This window comes from Vibrio sp. MM46 (assembly GCF_027587135.1).
In the GTDB taxonomy this organism is placed as follows: domain Bacteria; phylum Pseudomonadota; class Gammaproteobacteria; order Enterobacterales; family Vibrionaceae; genus Vibrio; species Vibrio harveyi.
Genome location: NZ_JAPPTO010000001.1, coordinates 44,517 through 65,382 on the forward strand (window position 1 = coordinate 44,517; position 20,866 = coordinate 65,382).

The 20,866-nt window shown below is 46.2% G+C and carries 14 protein-coding genes and 1 pseudogene; 5 read left to right on the forward strand and 10 right to left on the reverse strand.

Annotated features, from left to right (window positions below):
- Positions 1-25: 25 nt before the first annotated feature.
- The 6 genes from pdxY to OH459_RS00215 all read right to left on the reverse strand — a co-directional run bounded on the left by pdxY (position 26) and on the right by OH459_RS00215 (position 7,742).
- Positions 26-889: a pyridoxal kinase PdxY gene (gene pdxY / locus OH459_RS00190; protein ID WP_114321873.1), complete on the reverse strand. Its 864-nt coding sequence runs from the start codon at positions 887-889 to the stop codon at positions 26-28.
- 107 nt (positions 890-996) lie between these two features.
- Complete coding sequence (locus OH459_RS00195; RefSeq protein WP_005447373.1) at positions 997-1,179, reverse strand: AbrB/MazE/SpoVT family DNA-binding domain-containing protein; 183 nt, start codon at positions 1,177-1,179, stop codon at positions 997-999.
- Between the two features lie 146 nt (positions 1,180-1,325).
- Positions 1,326-2,636 carry a putrescine-ornithine antiporter gene (gene potE, locus OH459_RS00200; protein ID WP_005447372.1) on the reverse strand — a complete coding sequence of 437 codons (1,311 nt, stop codon included), beginning with the start codon at positions 2,634-2,636 and terminating at the stop codon, positions 1,326-1,328.
- A gap of 65 nt (positions 2,637-2,701) precedes the next feature.
- On the reverse strand, positions 2,702-4,882 hold the full coding sequence (gene speF, locus OH459_RS00205; protein WP_005447371.1) for an ornithine decarboxylase SpeF: 2,181 nt from the start codon (positions 4,880-4,882) through the stop codon (positions 2,702-2,704).
- A 710-nt stretch (positions 4,883-5,592) separates the two neighbouring features.
- Positions 5,593-6,039 (reverse strand): helix-turn-helix domain-containing protein, encoded by a 447-nt coding sequence (locus OH459_RS00210; RefSeq protein ID WP_005447369.1) that lies wholly within the window; start codon positions 6,037-6,039, stop codon positions 5,593-5,595.
- 497 nt (positions 6,040-6,536) lie between these two features.
- Complete coding sequence (locus OH459_RS00215; RefSeq protein ID WP_269984610.1) at positions 6,537-7,742, reverse strand: tetratricopeptide repeat protein; 1,206 nt, start codon at positions 7,740-7,742, stop codon at positions 6,537-6,539.
- A 513-nt stretch (positions 7,743-8,255) separates the two neighbouring features.
- Between OH459_RS00215 and pulA the strand changes: the two genes are divergently transcribed.
- Complete coding sequence (gene pulA / locus OH459_RS00220) at positions 8,256-12,245, forward strand: pullulanase-type alpha-1,6-glucosidase (RefSeq protein WP_269984611.1); 3,990 nt, start codon at positions 8,256-8,258, stop codon at positions 12,243-12,245.
- 122 nt (positions 12,246-12,367) lie between these two features.
- Here pulA and OH459_RS00225 read toward each other — a convergent pair.
- Positions 12,368-13,500: pseudogene (locus OH459_RS00225) on the reverse strand (glycerate kinase).
- Positions 13,501-13,649: 149 nt separating this feature from the next.
- Positions 13,650-14,786, reverse strand: coding sequence for a sugar diacid recognition domain-containing protein (locus tag OH459_RS00230; protein ID WP_005447364.1), 1,137 nt, complete (start codon positions 14,784-14,786; stop codon positions 13,650-13,652).
- A gap of 532 nt (positions 14,787-15,318) precedes the next feature.
- Between OH459_RS00230 and OH459_RS00235 the strand changes: the two genes are divergently transcribed.
- On the forward strand, positions 15,319-15,492 hold the full coding sequence (locus OH459_RS00235) for a hypothetical protein (protein WP_005428284.1): 174 nt from the start codon (positions 15,319-15,321) through the stop codon (positions 15,490-15,492).
- A 38-nt stretch (positions 15,493-15,530) separates the two neighbouring features.
- On the opposite strand, the gene OH459_RS00240 is transcribed toward OH459_RS00235, so the two are convergent.
- The gene (locus OH459_RS00240) at positions 15,531-17,219 is read right to left on the reverse strand and encodes an amidohydrolase (RefSeq protein ID WP_269984612.1); all 1,689 of its coding nucleotides are present in this window, start codon (positions 17,217-17,219) and stop codon (positions 15,531-15,533) included.
- 79 nt (positions 17,220-17,298) lie between these two features.
- Positions 17,299-17,670, reverse strand: a complete 372-nt coding sequence (locus tag OH459_RS00245) for a hypothetical protein (protein ID WP_269984613.1) — start codon at positions 17,668-17,670, stop codon at positions 17,299-17,301.
- Between the two features lie 242 nt (positions 17,671-17,912).
- Between OH459_RS00245 and OH459_RS00250 the strand changes: the two genes are divergently transcribed.
- The 3 genes from OH459_RS00250 (at position 17,913) to OH459_RS00260 (ending at position 20,786) form a co-directional block, all read left to right on the forward strand.
- Entirely contained in the window at positions 17,913-19,760 is a 1,848-nt protein-coding gene (locus OH459_RS00250; RefSeq protein ID WP_269984614.1) for a M3 family metallopeptidase, read from the forward strand.
- A gap of 55 nt (positions 19,761-19,815) precedes the next feature.
- Positions 19,816-20,352 (forward strand): DUF924 family protein, encoded by a 537-nt coding sequence (locus tag OH459_RS00255; RefSeq protein ID WP_009695992.1) that lies wholly within the window; start codon positions 19,816-19,818, stop codon positions 20,350-20,352.
- Positions 20,353-20,495: 143 nt separating this feature from the next.
- Positions 20,496-20,786 carry a putative quinol monooxygenase gene (locus tag OH459_RS00260; protein WP_009695991.1) on the forward strand — a complete coding sequence of 97 codons (291 nt, stop codon included), beginning with the start codon at positions 20,496-20,498 and terminating at the stop codon, positions 20,784-20,786.
- The last annotated feature ends 80 nt before the right edge of the window (positions 20,787-20,866 follow it).

Below are 20,866 nucleotides of genomic sequence, written 5' to 3' on the forward strand. Positions count from 1 at the left end.
CCCTCTTTCCTACCAATGATAAGACTTAACTTAATGTCACTTCTTCCAATGGGAAGTGCTTGCTCGGCTCAACGAACTCTTGTTGTGCTGCGATGGTTTGCAGTTCCCATTCGCCCGCTTGGTAAGTCGCATTAAGTACGCCGTAACACGCGTCGTGGCAGTGTTGGAAGGCTTGTTTTGGCGTCCAACCTTTCAGCAAGCCAGCGGTAAAAATCGCCGAGATCAAATCACCTGCACCAACGGGGGCTTTAGCAAATTCAAAATGAGGGCGCTTCGCTAAATAAGTGCCTTCTTGCGTCGCAAGTAACATATTGAAGCTATCGTCAGACAAACAGTAAAGGTGTTTCACCAACACCACTTTAGGACCTTTTGCTAGTGCACGCTGACAAGCGTTGATCGCATCATCCAGCGTATGAATTTCCATCTCTGCAAATTGGCTTAACTCGAACTGGTTAGGCACGATCACATCTGCCATTGGCATCAGACGGTTTAACAAGTTTTCTGCAATACCCGGCGCCACAATACAGCCTTTATCTGGCGCGCCCATCACTGGGTCACACACATAAAGTGCGTCTGGGTTTTCTTGTTTTACTTTGGAGACGGTTTCTTCAACTGCCAGACATTGCTCAGCACTGCCTTGATAGCCAGTCAGAACCGCTTGGCACTTTTCTAGCGCACCAATGTTGCCAAGACCACGAACCAGTTCGCTGATGTCATCAGCCGAGAACGCACGCCCCGTCCAACCTTCTTGATACTGGGTGTGGTTAGAAAATTGAACCGTGTGAATAGGCCACACTTCAAAGCCCATGCGTTGCATTGGGAAAACGGCACTGCTGTTACCAGCGTGACCAAAAGAAACATGAGATTGTATAGAGAGGATACCTTGCATAGTACCAGACCTCTTCTTGTTGTTATCAATAGTTCAAAGACAGCGGCGAGCGCCAGATTTGCGAAACCAGTAGTGTATCCGACAAACCAAGATTCTCTAACTCAATTCTAGCCTTCTTCGCTCGAATCGATTGGAGAGCTGGTTTTCAGTACCATTTTCTTAATTTCCATTTTGTCTTTATTGAGCGCAATTTCGAGGGTGTCCCCTTCCCTTATCCCGAGCTCAGTCAGGATCACGCTTGGAATGACTACGACGGTATCGTCACCGATTTTAACAGGTTGGCTAATCATCTTTCGTCCCCCAATTGTCGAAAATGAGTTTTCACGTTATGAGTGGTGTTGTGTCCTCAACTTACCTAGTGTTTCAAATCAAAAGGTTATGGATAAAAGCAAAAGAGCCCTCCACACCGCGTATGGGAAGGCTCGATTGAAAAAACTTAGTTCACGAGAGGTTCGTGTTTAGAAGCGATCAGACCGTACGCACTCCAACCTAGGAAGGTAACGATAGAGCCCCACATCATGGCTTCGTAGCCAGAACCGTACAACGCATAGAAGCTGTACAGAGAACCAATCAGAGCGATGATGTTCGTTGTCTTCATCTCGCGCTCAGGCACGTGCGCCACTTGCTGCATGATGAAGATTGCGCCCATACATAGGATATAAGGGATAACGTTTGTCACTACCGCTAGGTTAACCAGTGCTTCAAATTGCTCGTTCAATGTTGGCGAGATAGTCATTAAAGAAAGCACCGATTGGATAACCGTGATAGCCACCATGCCTTTGATTGGTGTACCGCGTTTATCAACTTGTGAGAACAGTTTCGGGAAGAAGCCTGCATCTGAAGATGATTTGAATACTGACGCGATAGTGAACTGCCAACCCAGTAGTGAACCTGCACAAGCAAGAACTGCCATGCCTGCAACCACTTTACCAGCCGTAGAACCTAGCATCACTGTCCATACTGTTGAGAATGGCGCTGTAGATGCAGCAAGCTCAGAGTTCGCTACGATACCAGAACAGATGTTGGTTGAAACAATGTAAACCACTGCCGCAATCAGCGTACCGCCCAATACTGCGATTGGTACGTTCTTCTCTGGGTTTTCTACCGCTTCTGAGTTCGCACAAGCCGATTCAAGACCTAGGAATGCCCAAAGTGTCATCGCGATCGACGCACTTACCGCTTCACCAAATGGTAGGTGGTGTGGGTTCCACGCTTCTACGTACATGGTTGGGCTGAAGTAGAACCAACCAACAATACCCAAAGAACACACAGGAAGGATAACGCCCCAGACCGTAAACGAGCCGATTTGACCAGTAATCTTCGCACCACCAAAGTTAGCGAAGGTACAAATCCAAAGGATAGCGATGGTGTACAGACAGGTCTCTACTGGCGACAAGGTCACTTCAAAAAACGCAGATCCGTAGCCAACACAGGTTATCGCAATCGCGATGTTGGCGATCAACAACGACAAGCCGTAGGTCCAACCCGCCATAAACGCACCCGATTTACCAAACGCGTACGACGCATAACCGTTCATACCACCGTCACGTTTACTAAAGCGACCACACTTTGCAAATACATAGGCAAGAGCCAATGAACCCGCCGCAGTAATCAGCCAAGATAGAATCGAAATCGTGCCCACTTGCGCCAGCTTACTTGGCAGCATAATGATGCCCGAGCCAGCCATGTTAATGAATGTCAGAATGGTTAGCTGCACCACCGACATTTTTTTGGTTTCAGTACTCATAAATTATTCTCCACGAATAAACGGTTCGCACCGCGACAACCAAGTCACGATGCGAACGGGGTAGATTAATCTTTAAGGGCGTAGCAATGGGCGGTGGTGCGACCATTGACGTCTTCTAGGTACACACCTTGAATCTCTGGTGCGAAGCCTGGGAATCGGTTGATGCCTTCTTCTAGAGATAAGAAGTAATCGACCACTTGTTGAGTCCAGATTTCACCCGTGATCACACAGATAATGCCTGGAGGGTAAGGAAGCGCACCTTCTGCAGCGACACGACCTACCGCTTCTTTCAGAGGCAAGTAATCACACTCGCCGCGGAAGTATTTGCGTGTTGCCACATCTGGTTTGTGCACCATAGTTGGGAAGTATTCGCTACGGAACATCGCTTTTTGTAGCTGTTTCACATTCAGCTCTTTATACATGTCATGCATTTCCTGACATAGCTGACGGATGGTGTAGCCGCGGTAACGCTCTTTGTTCGCTTCATAGACGCGAGGAAGCACGATGTTTAGCGGCGCATCATCACGAATAAATTTCTCGAAGCGGTTAATTTGCGCCACAAGATGACGGATCTTACCCATGTCCTCTGCTGGAGTGAGAAGGAACAAGATAGAGTTCAAGTCACACTTCTCAGGGATGATGCCGTTCTCACGTAGGAAGTTAGCCAATAACGTTGCAGGAATACCAAAGTCTGCGTAGCTACCATCTTCAGCAATACCTGCTGTAGTGAGTAGCAATTTACATGGGTCAACGAAGTACTGACCTTCGCCGTAGCCTTCAAATTTATGCCAGCTTGCGTCTGGCTCGAACATGAAGAACTTCTTATTGGTTGCGATAAGATCGGTGTCGTAACTGCCCCATGGTTGACCATCAACTTGGTCAGGAATGAACGGACGAATCAGCTCACAACTTTTCAGGATTTCTTTACGTGCTTCGATACCAGTCTTAACCGCATCACGCCATAGGCGCAGACCCGCTTCACCATCGTGGATCTTCGCGTTCACATCCAATGCTGAGAACAGCGCGTAGAATGGTGAAGTTGACGCGTGCATCATAAACGCGTTGTTGAAGCGTTTGTGGTTACAGTAGCGAGCCTGACCTTTGATATGGTGGTCTTTTTTGTGGATTTGCGATGTTTGAGAGAAGCCTGCTTGTTGCTTGTGAACAGACTGAGTCACAATCACACCCGCATCTTCTGGTTTCAGATCCAGTAGCAATGGAGAACAGTCTTTCATCATAGGAATGAACTGCTCGTAGCCCACCCATGCCGAGTCGAATAGGATGTAGTCACATAGATGACCAATCTTATCCATCACGTAACGTGCGTTGTAGATGGTACCGTCGTAAGTACCCAATTGGATGATCGCAAGACGGAAAGGACGTTCATCACGAGCGCGCTCTGGTGACACTTTCGCGATTTGAGCACGGATGTATTCTTCATCAAAACAGTGCTCATCCATACCACCGATAAAGCCCCAAGGGTTACGTGCCGTTTCTAGGTAAACCGGCATACCGCCCGCTTGGATCAATGCACCGTGGTGGTTTGATTTGTGGTTGTTACGGTCAAACATCACCAAGTCACCTTCGGTCACTAACGCGTTACAAACCACTTTGTTTGAAGCCGAAGTGCCGTTAAGTACGAAGTAGGTTTTGTCTGAGTTGAACACTTTTGCTGCGTGTGCTTGAGCTTGGTGAGCAGAACCTTCGTGGATCAGCAAGTCACCTAAATCAACGTCCGCGTTACACAAGTCACTACGGAATAGGTTTTCACCAAAGAAATCGTAGAACTGTTTACCTGCTGGGTGTTTTTTGAAGAACTGGCCACCTTGGTGTCCTGGACAGTCGAATGCAGAGTTGCCCATTTCCACGTAGTGAGTCAATTGTTTGAAGAAAGGTGGAAGTAGGCGACATTCGTATTTGGTGACAGCCTCATTGATTTGGCGACCGTAGTATTCGATTGACTGTCTTTCCAAATCGATAACGCCGGTTAACCATACGTAATCTTCTGCTGAAACTGGGGTTTCATCTGTGACCAAGAAAACCGGAATGCCATAACCCGTTTCAGAAATAATTTTGTGTAGACCAGCCTTAATATCTGCAGAAGTAATAATTGCAGCGCCAACGTCAGTTAATTCGACGTGTTCAAGTGGTTTTAAAGTTCGGTTAAATTGCTCATCCAAAGATTCAGATAATAAACTGAAGTCTTCTGGCATGTAATTACTAACACCGATAATTAAACGTTTCATTTGAAATATCTCTTATTTGTTCTGTAAAGACGACAAGCACAGATATTACAAACGAAATTAATATTTAAAATTCAAAAAACAAATTTCGTGATTATTAGTTCATAATTAAAACTCTTATTTTCTCGAAATAAAATTTCGCGATCTTTATCACTTTCCTTTCGATAAGCCAATGATATTAGATTCTGGCTTAAATTGAATTTAGGTGAAGAATTATGTGACCTCACCAGTTATTATTAAAAAAGGAATCAAAAGAAAATAAAATTTTGCGATTTTCATCACTCTATATTTAATCACTTTGATTTAATAGATTAAATACAAACAATAATTACGCTTATATTTAACAATTTATAAACTATATACCCAAGTAACTTCAAGATGCAGGGTTCAGAGCGTTGTCATTGATTCGAGAGCAAGGAAAACAACGCAGTGTAATAGCCAGCTCTTTCCAAGTTGTTTGACGCAGCAATCGGGTCAATGACACGCTCCCAAAGGGTGAGCTGCCTTGGCTTGTATACTTTGTTACCGATTCTTGATTTAGACCCACTAAACCTTTAAATCGCCGCCGCGTCTACAAACCAAGTCAGTCTCGCTGAACCTAGCATATCGAGGTTACTTGGGTATAAACAAAAAGCCATCAACATTTCTGCTGATGGCTTTTTACTTTATTGTTTTACTTTGGTGGTTTTACTTTGATAGCAGCGAGAGCCAGTTTAATCAAACAAATGGCTATCGAGCCTCACGCCATTATTCGACCACAATTGATACCGTTTCACCGCGATTCCAGACGAGTACATGGTGTGCTTACAGTCCATACATTCCACAAAGTACAGACCACTCATGCCAGCCATAACATGTAACCTTCGACTGTCACAGCGCTTACAAGACAAGCGCTGCACCTTACTGTTTACATCCACACGACGGGCGAAGTTCAGCGTTTCATGCGAGCTTAGAGCCTCAACAGCGCTGTCTTTAAACGGGTGCTCACTGAGCAAGTGGTTGATGGCATAATCATACACCGGAGGAATCGATGTTTTGCCATTCTCTATATTGGTTATCTTAGCAACGGAAACTCCCAACAAAGATGCAAATTCCACTTTGCTGTATTCCAAGATAAACCTTGAAGAGATGAACTTATCTGCACTAATGATTCTCAACATACACAAATCTCTAATAGACATAAAAAGAGCGTGAGTTTGCCCCTTTATGTTGAAAAGGATAATAACAGGTTGCTTCTTACTGTATTTATACGCAGAGTGTGCGCTATTTTATTTTTTGGGTATATTGCGCTCAATTAAGTTAAAGATCAATAGAGATAATAGAAAACCGAAAATAGAAATTAAGATTTAGTAATATAAAACTTAATAGCTAATATTAGTTAAAGTAATGAATCTAGATAGATCAACACAAATTAAGCTAACAAATTATTTTCATAGCCGTTTTATTGGCTAATCAATAATATTGGATTGGAGCTTAATTCGTGTATTTCCAACAAGGGGGGATTTCCCTCTATTTGTCGATTTATATAACGATAGGTGATTAAGTGATGGATTTCTGTTGAAAAATTGCATAAAGATCACTCACCTCTTTATACCTAAGAGATGCTTGGGTATATGCACTTGGTGGAATTTCTTATAACACGGGCAATAAAAAAGCCTCACGAATGAGGCTTGTTGAGATTCTGTGGCTGTAAGAAGTTCTGAGTAAAGTCGAGCACTTCTTTTGATGGTTGCTTGGGTGGAGAGGCAAACTCTTGCTGTGGTGGAACCTCAGCATCAAAGTTCAGCTCTGGTGCGCCATCAAGCAAACTTTCTTCTTCATGATGTTCTTCACTCAGCAACTCATTGAGTTCATCTTGATCTGGGAAGTAAGGTTCACGTTTGTAGACCTTGTTTAACGCACGAATGATAGAGTGCTTTTTGACGAAACCAGATGCGAGCTTCCTCTGCAGCGGTTTAGCGATAGATTGCAGCCCCACTACAACATCCACGCCGATGTTGCTTGCGACTTCATCACGAACGACACGTGCTGCCTCATAGCCCATGTTCGCGGATAAAAACAGCCAAATATAAGCAATCGCATTGCCTGTTTTACCGGTATCTTTCCACGCTTCTCCCGCGTGAAACATTGCCTCTGCGCTGCCACTCTCCGCCGCTCTTTCAAGCCAATAACACGCTTTCACCATGCTTTTATCAGTGCCAGTGCCTCTTAGATAACACAAACCCACTTGGATTTTACCTTCAGCACTGTCTTGCTCGGCAGCTTTCATAAACCAGAACAAAGCATCAGCACTACGCCCTGCCGTATTCTCCGGTGATAACTGCCATTCCCCCATATACAACATGGCAGGAATACAACCCTCATCTGCTGCCATTTCGATGAGTTGATGCCCTTTGGGAATATTCTTCTCGGTACCACGTCCAGACAAAAGTGCCTTACCCGTTGCAAATTTCGCGTCGATATCACCTTCCATACCGGCAATCGCAGTACGCCAAAAATTCGCTTGCTCTCTTAAGATAACATCTTCACGCATTCGCTCAGCCAAACGCACCACACCATACATACCTGTGACGTTATCCAGTTTGGCAGCTTTGTCGTACCAATACAGAGCGCGCTTGAGATTGTCTCGCTCTGATTCTTTCGCTAAATAGAGAATTGTCGGAATATGACCGGTCTCCGCCTTAAACTCACGCTCTTTACGTTCTTGTTCGCGCGCTTTTTGCATCGCCTTGCGATACGCCACTTCACGCGCTTTCCTCTCTGCCTCTAGACGTTGCTTACGCATCGACAACGAGATCATCCAAACAAATATCAGGATGAGTGAAAGGCCAGTTGCTGTAATAGCAATGCCCATACTACTCATAAACCGCCTCTTTTTAGGTCAGTGCTCACCGAGACTTTCCGCGCTTGGGAAAATCTGCAAAATTCTAACTCGGGGTATAATTGCGCCATCTTTGGCGTACTCCGCTCTATTATATAACGACCATGTAGGTAAAATCTGAAGTTTACTGGTCGAGTATGGCGAATTTTTATTCGATATCACCGCAACTTATTTTTAATTAAAAAATAACACCCCTAATTTTATAGAAATGAGTCACAGTTTTGGGGCTTAGACATTCTCCGCCCCTATCATCCCCCCTTTCTCCTCCTATAAAAATTTACATCTTTAGGCTGTGCTGAATATCTCACTATGAGACCGTTTTATTATTTAATTTGTGAACAAAATCTACTGTGACAGAAAATTTTTACTTGTAAAAAACTTAACTGCCTGCTCTCACATTTTGCTGATAGTTCAGTGTATTAGCATCTTGTTGAACATTTCCTTTTCGGCATTTTGCCAATCTATTATCAATTCAATAACAATGGATTTGTAAACGTGGACAATAAAACATTTAAATTATCAGCGATTGCTAAAACCGTACTGCCGCTCCTTTCTGTGGCAGTCATCAGCGGTTGTGGCAGTGATAGCACAAGCGATGACACAACGAACCCTGGCTCTGGTCTACACCCTGCGGGAGAGAACGAAGTTGTCATCTATTACAAACGCGATGTCGCAGCTGCATCATCAGCAAGCGATTACGAAGGTTGGGGTCTACACCTTTGGAATGGCGAAGGCTGTACCAGTACCGATCTTGAAGAAATGGGGCTCCCAGAGGGCGGCACGGACTGGGGGTCACCTCGCCCATTCGACGGCATCAGTGACACTTACGGTGCTTACTACGTTCTGAAAGTGAACCCAGACGCATCTGACCCACACAACTGTATGAACTTCATCCTACACAAAGGCGATGAGAAGGCATTCGGCAGTGCAAACTCAAAAGTTGAGCTGACTAAGCTAGGTGAATCGAAAGGTTTGTTCGGCTTCCACGGCAGCAGCGAGCTTTACTACGAACCAATTGAAGAACGTCCTGTCGAAATTGACGGTCAAAAAGCGCATTGGCTAGATGCTAATACCATCGCTTGGGAAGCGGCGGCGAATGCAGACTCAATGAAGCTTTACTACAGCTTGACTAACGACATCAAGATGGATAAAGACAAGCAAATCACTGGTGGTACAGCAGTTGAGCTGACGAAAGCAGGTGAATTGTCTGAAGCACTGAAAAAACGTTTCCGTCACCTTTCTAGCCTACAAGCAGCAGGTATCGATGTTGATGCTGACGTACTTCACACCATTCTAAAATCGCAAATCGTCATGGTGGCTTACAACGCAGATGGCGATGTTATTTCTGCAACTGAAGTACAAAAACCAGGCGTACTTGATGCCGTATTTGCTAACAAAGATGCAGGTAACGCAATCGGTCAGGAACTTGGCGCAATTGTTGATGGCAACGCAGCAACATTCAAGCTTTGGGCACCAACAGCGCAAGACGTTGACCTGATCATTTACGATGCAGATTTGAAAGAACAAGCAACCGTTGCGATGACAGAAGATCCAGCTACAGGTATCTGGGCATCAGAAGCGCAAAGCGACGTATTAAACAAATACTATCGTTACCAAGTTAAGGTTTACCACCCAACAACAGGTGTTGTAGAAACCCGCCTTGTTACTGACCCATACTCGCTAAGCTTGTCTCAAAACTCTCTGTACTCACAAGTTGTAGACCTAGACAGCGATAGCTTGAAACCTCAAGGTTGGAATGATTACAAACGTCCTGAACTTGCTAAAGACGAAGACCACGTACTGTACGAGTCGCACCTACGTGATTTCAGCTTTAGCGATACCAAAGGGACCAAAGCATACAATGGTAAGTACCTTGCTCTGACAGAAGCGGATCGTGAATCGGTTTCACACCTTCAAGCTTTGAAAGACGCAGGTCTCACTACGCTTCACATTCTGCCAGCATTCGATATCGCTACCGTCGATGAAAACGAAGCAAACCGCGTGGATATTACTGACACGGTTGGCAAACTCTGTGACATTAAACCAGCCGCTTCTGTTTGTGGTACAGAAAACGAAAGTAAAGTCATTGAAGATGTCCTAAACAGCTACGATCCAACAACGGGTTCAGCTCAGGCTCTGATGAATGACCTACGTATGCTAGACAGCTTCAACTGGGGCTATGACCCATTCCATTACACAGTGCCAGAAGGCAGCTACGCGACCGATCCTAATGGTTCTAAGCGTATTGTTGAATTCCGTGAAATGGTTCAAGCAACACACAAAATGAAGCTAAAACTTATCATGGACGTGGTGTACAACCACACTAACGCATCTGGCGTAAATGATAAGTCGGTTCTGGATAAGATTGTCCCTGGATACTACCACCGCTTGAACGTAAACACGGGTGGCGTAGAGAACTCAACTTGTTGTGATAACACAGCAACAGAGAACCTAATGATGGGTAAACTGATGGTTGACTCATTGTTAGTATGGGCAGACGACTACAAAGTGGATGGTTTCCGTTTTGACTTGATGGGTCACCAGCCAAAAGACGTGATGGTTTACGCGCTAGAGCAAGTACGTAAAGTTGACCCTAACACACTATTCTACGGCGAAGGTTGGGACTTTGGTGAAGTGGCACAAAACGCTCGCTTCGACCAAGCGACGCAAGTCAACATGGCTGGCACAGAGATCGGTACTTTCTCGGACCGTCTACGTGATGCAGTTCGTGGCGGCAGCCCATTCGATGGCGGTAAAGACTCAGAAGGTAACCACCCACTTCGCTTCAACCAAGGTTTTGGTAACGCGGCATACGCTAACGAAGAAACGAAGACAGACGCTGATTCAGTAAACGGTCGTCTACACAACCAAGATCTTGTTCGCCTAGGTATGGCGGGTAACTTGGCTGAATTCGTTCTTCTTGATTACAAGGGCGACACTAAACTTGGTAAGAACGTAGACTACAACGGTGCACCTGCGGGCTACACTAAGATGCCATCAGAGAACATCTCTTACGTATCTAAGCACGATAACCAAACGCTTTGGGACAACAACGCTTACAAGATTGCTACAGGCACCCCTTCTGCTGAACGTGCTCGTATGCAAAACGTGTCTCTATCTACGGTAATGTTGGGGCAAGGTATTCCATTCATTCACATGGGTTCTGAGCTGCTACGTTCGAAATCGATGCAGCGTGACTCTTACGATTCTGGTGACTGGTTCAACCGTGTGTTCTTCAACGGTACGGACAACAACTGGAACGTCGGTCTACCTCGTCAAGATAAAGATGGCGCAAACTGGGAGCTTATCCAGAAGATCGTTGGTGACAGTTCTGCGAAACCAAGTGCTGAAGATATCGAGCTAACTAAGAAGCAATTCCTAGAACTACTGAAAATCCGCAGCTCTAGCGAACTGTTCCGCTTAGATACTGCACAAGAGGTAATGAACCGCGTCGATTTCCGTAACGTAGGCAAAGACCAAGTAGAAGGCTTGATCGTTATGTCTATCGATGACGGTAAATCAGCAGGTAAAGACCTAGACACCAACTACGATGCCGTTGTGGCAGTGGTGAACTCAACGTCTAAAGAGCAATCTTTCACAGTGAAAGGTGCAACAGGTTTCGAGCTGCATGAGATTCAGAAGAACTCAGCAGACGACATCGTAAAAGGTGCAAGCTTCGCGGGTGAGACGTTCACAGTTCCTGCGCTAACAACAGCGGTATTTGTACAGCCTCAGGGCGGTGCACAAGGCGACGGTCTACCGGTTAACAAGGACAACAAAGACGTATCAAGCATTCCTCCTTACGGCGAAACTGTGGTTTACGTGAAGGGTTCTATGAACGGTTGGTCTGATAGCAGCGATTGGGCAATGACCTTTATCGGCAATGGCTTGTACTCAGTAACAGGTGTACTTGAAGCTGGTGATCACGAGTTCAAGTTTGCAGATTCAGGTTGGTCAAATCCAAACATCGGTTGTGATGCAGCAACCCAAGCAAGTGACTCTTTAGACCTAGGTGCAGCGGGCAACTGTAAGCTATCAGTGGCTGAAACTGGCAAATACAACTTCACTCTAAACGCACTGAATGTTCAAGATGAAAGCGTAGAAAAACCAGTAATTTCAGTAACGAAAGCAGCAGATGCACCAACGTTTGGTGACACGTCACTGTTCTTACGCGGCACTATCACCACTTGGGATACGCCAGCTGAAGACTCTAGCGCTAAATTCTCTTACGTAGCCGCTGATGTTTACTCACTAGACATCGCTCTAGCAGCAGGCAGCTACGAAATGAAGATCGCAAGCGCAGACTGGGCTGATGCGACCAACTTTGGTGGTGACGGCAACGTGGAGCTAGGTAAAGCGGTCACCATGAATGCCGGTGGCGGTAGCAAAAACCTTAAAATTACGATTGCTGAAGCAGGAAACTACAACTTCCACTTCAATGCGGCAGACAAGGCGGCACCAATCGTAACGGTAACTAAGAAGTAAAACAGTAGGCGCAATCATGTGCTAGCTTGGGGAGGGTAACACCTCCCCTTTTTTGGGTCTGTTTTCCGCAACGACGAAAACCACAAACCTCCACAGCTCATCGCTCCTAAACACAGCGAGAGTTAGTGTGGCAACTGCCACAACCTCGCCACGTTTTCTGCCAAATTGACTAGGTTTGTATCCGCTTCTTCCATCGCTTCAGGCAAGCTCATGGCGCGTGGCACACACACGAATACCGCATCAATGCCATATTCGTAGACTGCTTGGAAGTTATCACCTGTGCAGCCTGCTAGGGCAATCACTGGCAAACCATATTCTTTCGCCACTTTCGCCACACCCATTGGTGTCTTGCCATGCACGGTTTGATGGTCAATACGACCTTCACCAGTAAAGACAATATCAGCGTCTGCTACGTGCTCTGCGAGCTTTACGGTGTCTAGCACAATCTCGATACCCGGCTTCAGTCGTGCTGGCAGGTAACCAAGCAACGCCGCGCCCATACCACCGGCTGCACCTGCGCCTTTTTGAGTCAGAACGTGCTTGCCCGTCACTTGCTCTGTCAGTTCGCCGAATTTGTTGAGAGCGGAATCTAATAGCTCAACATCTGCTGACGTTGCGCCCTTTTGCGGACCAAAAATTGCTGATGCGCCTTTCTCTCCACACAGTGGGTTATCAACATCACACGCCACCAGCACCTCACAATCAGCTAAGCGAGCGTCGAGACCAGACACGTCAATGCTTGCTAGCTCAACCAAACCACCACCATTGAGGGTGATTTCACGACCAGAACGGTCTAAGAACTTCACCCCTAACGCCGCCAGCATACCCGTACCGCCGTCATTGGTTGCGCTACCTCCTAAGCCGATGATCAAACGTTGAATACCGCGGTCAAGCGCATTCGAAATTAACTGACCAGTACCAAAGCTGCTGGTGTTTTTCGGGTCACGAAGATCACTTGGCACAAGATGCAAACCACTTGCCTCGCCATCTCAATCACTGCGGTTTCGCCGTCACCCAGAATACCGTAAAACGCCTTCACATCATTACCGAGCGGACCTTTTACAGTCACGAAAACCTGCTCCCCCTCAGTCGCATCAATCAAAGATTGAACTGTACCTTCGCCGCCGTCAGCAACAGGTAGCGTGACAAACTCTGCGTCTCGCCAAACACGAGACAAACCCACTTTGATCGCCTCACTTACTTGTTTAGCGGTCAAGCTCTCTTTAAACGAATCTGGGGCAATCACAACTTTCATTTCATTCTCCTGAAAACAGCGCGCTGCGAGGAACAAGTCGCAACTCATCAATGTAGCTATTCTCACTCAAAAACTCGGCGCATTCTTTAGGCAAACAACCAAATTACACTGAGCTTAATTATTTAAATCTTGTGCGCTTGCACAATAAATCAACTTAACTTATTGAGATGACTGGCAATATAAAGCTCAACCAACCCCGTAAAATCATGCGTTGAAATGCCCGTCACTTCACTGATTTTATCTAGACGGTACCTCAATGTATTTCTATGAATAAACAATGCATTAGCGCAATCATTAGCGTTGCCATTGGCATGAAAATACGCCTCTAAAGTTTTCACCAACTGCCCAGATTTGTCTGCTGAAGCAAGAGAAGTCATCGCCTGAGCGAGTTGTTCACCTTGCCAAGAGTCGGCTAACGGGGCGAGTAACACAGGTATGCGATACTCAGAGAAGCTCAATGTGATTTGTTCTGGATGAGAACGGCGACCAACGGCAAGCACCTGCTTGGCACTTTGGTAGGAAAGAGGGAGTTGTTTTGCGCCATCAAAATATTGCCCAATCGCAAGGCGAACATCGTCAATTTGATTGGCCGTTAATCGGCGCTGAATGCGCTCAAGTATACTTTGGTCACTGTTCGAGGTAGAGGAAGAACGCAAAGACTTCAGAACGACAATTTCGTTCATCGACATGATCGCCACCAACGGTTTATCTTCAGAACGATACAGTACGTCCACCACTTCACGTACCTTGCTCAAACTAACAGGAGCATTATCTGCAATAAGCTCAATCACCACGGCAACTCTTTGTGTTACTAAATCGATGCAAAGACGCTGAGCCCAATCGTGCAGATCTGAATCATTGAGTTGTTGGTTTAACCATGCTGATACAAACTCTTCTTGGTGGCGACGATCCCATTGCAACTGCTCCACCAGCGAAGCTTGCTCAATGGTCAGTTCCGCTGTCACCTTAACTAACTGAGCAAACGCTCGGATTTGCTCAGGTTTGCCAGTGACGCCCACCACACCAACCACTTCACCTTTAAAGTGCAGCAGCATATTGATGCCCGGTTTCACGCCTTGCAGGGATTGGCAACTTTGCTCATCCAACTCCAGCGAATCACCGTGGTTGAGCGCTAGCACCGCCCCATCGTGCTTTTGACCAATGCGCTCAGCTTCACCACTGCCAATAATAGTGCCTGCCGCGTTCATCACATTGATGTTGTGTCCAATGATCGACATAGTGCGATCGACGATTTGCTGCGCGAGTGTGTGGTCGAGAATCACCATTTCTGTTCCTAAAATCTCAACGATTGAGGCGTCAATAAATCACACTTTGTCTTCTATCGCCATGATATTGAACTGGAATCAACGCCAAAGTGAAATATCACCCAATTATACCCAAGTGACTTCAAGATGCAGGATTCAGAGCGTTGTCATTGATTCGAGAGTAAGGAAAACAACTTGGTAATAGCTAGCTCTTTCCAAGTTGTTTGTCGCAGCCATTTGTTTGACTAAAAAAGCGAGTCAAAGACACGCTCCCAAAGGGCACTCTTTGCAAATAGTAAGGGCCTTGGCTTGTATACTTTGTTGCCGATTCTTGATTTAGAATGACTAGATCTTTAAATCGGCGCCGCGTCTACAAACCAAGTCATTCTCGCTGAACCTAGCATCTTGAGGTTACTTGGGTATAACCTTAAATTATTTACGGCTATTAAGCCAAAAAGTCAGCCATCACTGCTTATACTTATAGTCGAGCCACCCAAGTTTTTGTACTTGGCGCGACTTGAACCGACAACCAAACAGTGACCGGAGGGAGACTATGGAACTGCGGAACAAGGCGGGCGACATTGCCAAAATTGCTGACAACCTCACCTTGAAAGAAATAACCGAAATGGGCTACACCGTCGATCTATGCGATGAAGCCTTTGATCCAGGCGAACATTGGAAAGCAGAAGGACAAACGCAAGGTATGGGTGAATACCCTGAAGAATAATCTATAGAACCTTTTAGCCGAGTGAATCATCGCTCGGCTTATTCATCATCAATTTGTTCATACACCACTTCCCCGCGCAGCACTGTCATGAGGACACGCGCTTGTGCTATGTCTTGTGCTTTCAATTGGGTAATATCTTGATCCAATACGGCAAAGTCTGCCGATTTCCCAACATCTATTGAGCCAATGTCCTTCTCTAAACCCAAGCTGTAAGCCGGATGAATTGTATATGCATCAATCGCAGCGGTAACGTTTGGCAAGCCAGTATCTCCCATCACCAAGCTGTTGGATATGCCAACCAATGGGTTCAAATCATGCACATTCCAATCACTGCTTAACGTCACGTTAGCTTTAGTATTATAAAGCGCGCGCAGGTTCATTAAGGCTCTAGTTCGCTTAGCGCCTAAGAAGGCTTCTGCCCATTGATGTTCGTGATACGCCACATAATCGGAACCGACTTGAAAGTCTGCCGTAACGTCCAACTTGGCAAACCTTGGTACATCTTTGCTGTTCACCAGTTCCACATGCGTCAAAGTATAACGACGCTGGTTACCTTGGCTGCGCATTGTTTCAATCGCATTGAGTGATTCACGAATGCCACCATCTCCGATAGCATGAATGTGCGCGCTGTAACCGAGTTTATCGAGCTTGTTTAGCCATTCTGGCATCACTTTTGGTGAGATGTAATTCACCCCATATGGTGAATCAGGCAAGTAAGTATCAAGATAAGGTGCAAGGGTTTTTGCGGTGCCATTTATAAAGATGCCATCGCTGTACATTTTGACTTGGTTTACCAGTAACAAGCGAGAGGTGTCGTCGGACTGAATGCGTTTCAAATACGTCAGTTGAGAGTCCATGCTGTCGGTCGGATAGATCCATGGTCGTAAAGAAACACGAGCGGTCAAATCGCCTCGTTTTTCGCTCTCTTTCCATACTTCATACCAACCTCGCTTCCAGTACATTCGTCCATCACCAATTGTGGTAATGCCGTAGAGCGCAGCTTCTTCTAATCCGGTCAACAAGCCTTGGTAGCTCACCGCAAACTGCGCACTCATGCTGTTCCAAGCCAGCTCCATCACTAAATCACCCGCGTTATCGAGCAAGATGCCATTCAACTCGCCTGTATCCGGATCTTTGAGAATGCGACCGCCTTGCGGATCGGACGTGGTTTTATCAATGTTCGCCGCTTTCAGCGCAGCCGAGTTAACCCACATCGAGTGAGAGGTTTGCTCCATTAACACCACAGGCGTATCAGGAAACACCTCATCGATCACTTCGAGAGGTGTGCGTTGGTTTTCTTCCGACAAAGTAGCATCAAGCGTAAAACCGTAGCCCATCAACCACTCGCCATCTTGGACAAACTCTTTGCAGTCTTGCAGTTGTGGGATTTGCTCATCCAACATTACGCCAGCTTGCAACAAGCACGTACCGCCTGCTTCGGAAGCCGCCTCAAACACATGGTTGTGGTTATCGACAAAGCCCGGTAACAAATAGGTATCGCTTAAATCCACCACTTCCGTGCCATCACCAACCCACGCTTGTGCCTTGGCTTTATCGCCAATAAAAGCAATCCGCCCGTCACGCACGGCGACAGCATCGGCTTGCGGATGACCATAAATACCAGCGTTGATGTACACCATATCTGCCGTTTGCTCAGCAGCATTCGCCCATGCGCTAAATGCAGACAGCAACACAGCACCAAGAATCCGTCTATGAGGAGTTAACATGACACCTTCCGTTGTATTCGCTAACACATTGAGTATATGCAAACTGGTTTAGTTTGCTGTCGGTGCGGGTTAGGCGTCATTATTTCTGTGCGCTTGCTTGGATTTCCTCTACAAACAGACGCACCTCTTCTAGATAGTTGCCATTCGCACAACCCCAGTCACTCACTTCGATAAATTCACGCGTTAACTGACCACTTTCATCATGAATGACGCTTTGGCGAAACAAGTTCCAACTTGCCGACTGTTTTGGATTGTTGGCATCCACATAACGCTCACCATAGCTTTCGATTAACTGGTTGTAGGCACTCTGACGCTGTTCTGCGTTTGCCGATTCACTCAGTATCACAGCGCAGTTTTTTTCGATGACCTGAACTCGGTCATTGGTTGGCAGCGTCGTTGAGCATCCTGCTAATGTTAGACCCATTAGACCCATTGTTATTCTTGTTTTCATTATTGTTTTCCTTACCTTTAGCACCACTGCGAAAGACCGAATTTTATAAACTGCGCTCCACGATTTCTAATCAAAAACGGAAAAACTTTGTGACTGACGTCTGCACATGTAAAAAGTGCGGTAAATTACTGTTTACAAGCCATAAAGAAGACAAATGGATTTCGCATTCCTTTCTGCTATTTAGACGTGCCATAATCAACGACGATAAAAACCTCAATAAAGCAAACATTTGAAGGATCAAAATGACTGCAACGGAATACCTAAACGACCTCAACCAACGTTACCTCGCTATCCATCGCACCAAAGAAGACTTCTTTTGGGAAACCTACATGGGCATCAGCGACGACCACGATGGTTCGACAAAAGCACAAACCGCTTGGACCAATTTCTTGAGCAACGCCGAACAAATCTCAGCCATCAAAGCGCAACTTGAATCGGCTGAAGCGATCGCTGATCCACAAGAGAAACAGCAAACGCAAATTGGTTTGCAAGGATGGTTGGCAACATTTGAATCGCACGCGATTGAAGGCGAACAAGCTCAAGCCCAAAAGAATGCTCTGATTGCATTTGAAGCCGAGTTGTTCGAGAAAAAGCAAAATCACGTCCTGACGTTTACCAATGAAAACGGTGAACAAACCGAGGGCTCTTTGCCTGTATTGTCTTCGACCATTCGCGCCAATAATCACGAAGAAGTGCGTCAATCAGCACATCAAACGCTACTCGACCTTGAGCAATGGTTGCTGCAAAACGGCTTTATTGAGCTGATCAAACTGCGTAACCAATTCGCACGTTCTTTGGGCTACGAAACCTTCTTTGACTACTCAGTGAAGAAGACGGAAAAGATGAGCTCTGAGCAACTGTTCAGCATCTTAGATGACTTTGAACTGCGCACGCGCGATGCTCACCTAAGCAGCTTGGCAAACCTTGCAGAGCAAAAAGGTCAAAGCGCACTGACTGGCTACAACTTTGTGTACTCGTTTGCCGGTGACGTCATGCGTGACTTAGACCCGTACGTACCGTTTTCAAAATCACTACGTCGCTGGGTAGAATCATTCGGTCGCCTAAATATCGAATACTCAGGCGCAGAGCTGACGCTAGACCTGCTTGATCGTAAAGGCAAATACCCGAACGGTTTCTGTCATGGCCCTATCCCATCGTTCTACAACCAAGGCGAATGGGTTGCCGCGCAGGTGAACTTCACCAGTAACGCGAAGCCAGACCAAGTGGGCAGCGGCTATGATGGCATCAATACTCTGTTCCATGAAGGTGGTCACGCTGCGCATTTCGCTAACGTCAAGATGAACGCGCCGTGTTTCTCTCAAGAGTTCGCACCAACTTCCATGGCATACGCAGAAACACAATCTATGTTCTGTGACAGCCTGCTGACCGATGCCGATTGGCTAAAACAATACGCGTTGGACGCAGAAGGTAACCCAGTACCGGATGAGATCATCCAAGCGATGATCAATAGCCGTCAGCCATTCAAAGCGTACGAAGAGCGCAGCATTTTGGTCGTGCCGTATTTTGAACGCGCACTTTACCAATTAAGCGATGAAGAACTGACGCCAGAACGCATCACAAAGCTGGCACGCGATTGCGAAAAGCAAATCCTTGGTTTGGAGTGCAGCCCACGCCCATTGATGGCGATTCCACACCTTCTGTCTGATGAAGCAGCGTGTGCCTACCACGGTTACTTGCTAGCACATATGGCGGTTTACCAGACTCGCGCTTACTTCCTCGATAAGTTTGGCTACCTGACTGACAACCCAGAGATTGGTCCACTACTGGCGAAACATTATTGGCATGCGGGTAACCACCTATCGCACAACGAGACTATCGTTAGTCTCACGGGCGAAGGCTTTAACGCTAAGTATCTGGCAGACATGTGTAACCTATCTCCAGAACAAGCATGGGAAGTTCAGCAGCAGAAGATTGCTTCGCTGCAAACTCGTGAACGAGCTCCGGTAGCGTCTTTAAATGCCAGCATCAAAGTGGTGGATGGCAGCAAAAAGCTTGCAAGCAATACGATCTCAGACGAGCAGATGTGCGAGCAGTTTGAGCACTACATCGAAGAGACTTACGGTCGATAAGCGAAACCAAGAGCTGGGGTATACTCCTAGCTCTTTTTCTATCAGGGAAGCAACCATGTACCAAGATATCCTGACTTTCTGGTTTGAAGAACTGGAACCAAAAGACTGGTTTGTGAGTAATGCAGACGTCGATAAACAGATCGAAACGCGCTTTCTCACCACCTTAGAGCAAGCCGCTCAATCTGAATTGTTTGACTGGCGAGAGACGGCACAAGGTCGCCTCGCAGAGATCATTGTGCTCGACCAATTCTCTCGCAATGTTTACCGCAACACGCCAAAAGCGTTCGCTCAAGATGCCCTCGCACTTGCCTTGGCGCAAGAGACGATTCGTTTAGGGTTGGACCAAGAATTGACCGACGTTGAACGCAGCTTTTTGTATATGCCATTTATGCACAGTGAGTCTAAGCGGATTCATGAAGAGGCAGAAAAGCTGTTCAAAGCGCTTGGGCGAGAATCTAACTACGAGTTCGAACTAAAGCATAAGGTGATCATTGATCGCTTTGGTCGCTACCCACACCGCAATGCGATTTTGGACCGTGATAGCACCGCAGAAGAAGTGGAATTCTTACAGCAGCCTGGTTCCAGTTTTTAAACACAGCTAGCACAAAATTGAAGCAGGATTATCAATTTATATTTGATAATAAATCAATCATTGTGCTGTTTATCATTTGGTGATTCGCGACTAATCTTTACCTCGTCAACACGATACATCACGATCAACAGAGGATTTCCACCATGGCTAAATTGACCATCGTCGCTAACATCATTGCCAAAGCAGACCAAGTAGAATTGGTAAAAGCTGAGCTACTGAAACTGATTGATGTCACTCGTGCCGAGGAAGGTTGCATCAACTACGACCTTCACCAAGATAACGAAAACCCAGCGCATTTCACCTTCTACGAAAACTGGGAATCACGCGAACTATGGCGCAAGCACATGGACAACGCGCACCTAGCACAATACATGAAAGCAACAGAAGGCGCGGTAGACACCTTCACTCTAAACGAGATGTCGCACATCGCTTAACGCTTTGTACAACTCAGCATGCACTAGAAAGCCAGCAACCATCACCTTGCTGGCTTTTTGTTTTTCTTTCTTTCGGTCTC

What these genes read in the sequence shown, in the direction of transcription:
- OH459_RS00250 (WP_269984614.1), top strand. Translation starts at nt 17,913, where the DNA reads ATGACTGCAACGGAATACCTAAACGACCTCAACCAACGTTACCTCGCT.
- OH459_RS00230 (WP_005447364.1), bottom strand. Translation starts at nt 14,786, where the DNA reads ATGGTGATTCTCGACCACACACTCGCGCAGCAAATCGTCGATCGCACT.
- potE (WP_005447372.1), bottom strand. Translation starts at nt 2,636, where the DNA reads ATGAGTACTGAAACCAAAAAAATGTCGGTGGTGCAGCTAACCATTCTG.
- pdxY (WP_114321873.1), bottom strand. Translation starts at nt 889, where the DNA reads ATGCAAGGTATCCTCTCTATACAATCTCATGTTTCTTTTGGTCACGCT.
- OH459_RS00260 (WP_009695991.1), top strand. Translation starts at nt 20,496, where the DNA reads ATGGCTAAATTGACCATCGTCGCTAACATCATTGCCAAAGCAGACCAA.
- OH459_RS00215 (WP_269984610.1), bottom strand. Translation starts at nt 7,742, where the DNA reads ATGAGTAGTATGGGCATTGCTATTACAGCAACTGGCCTTTCACTCATC.
- OH459_RS00255 (WP_009695992.1), top strand. Translation starts at nt 19,816, where the DNA reads ATGTACCAAGATATCCTGACTTTCTGGTTTGAAGAACTGGAACCAAAA.
- OH459_RS00245 (WP_269984613.1), bottom strand. Translation starts at nt 17,670, where the DNA reads ATGAAAACAAGAATAACAATGGGTCTAATGGGTCTAACATTAGCAGGA.
- OH459_RS00195 (WP_005447373.1), bottom strand. Translation starts at nt 1,179, where the DNA reads ATGATTAGCCAACCTGTTAAAATCGGTGACGATACCGTCGTAGTCATT.
- speF (WP_005447371.1), bottom strand. Translation starts at nt 4,882, where the DNA reads ATGAAACGTTTAATTATCGGTGTTAGTAATTACATGCCAGAAGACTTC.
- OH459_RS00210 (WP_005447369.1), bottom strand. Translation starts at nt 6,039, where the DNA reads ATGTTGAGAATCATTAGTGCAGATAAGTTCATCTCTTCAAGGTTTATC.
- OH459_RS00240 (WP_269984612.1), bottom strand. Translation starts at nt 17,219, where the DNA reads ATGTTAACTCCTCATAGACGGATTCTTGGTGCTGTGTTGCTGTCTGCA.
- OH459_RS00235 (WP_005428284.1), top strand. Translation starts at nt 15,319, where the DNA reads ATGGAACTGCGGAACAAGGCGGGCGACATTGCCAAAATTGCTGACAAC.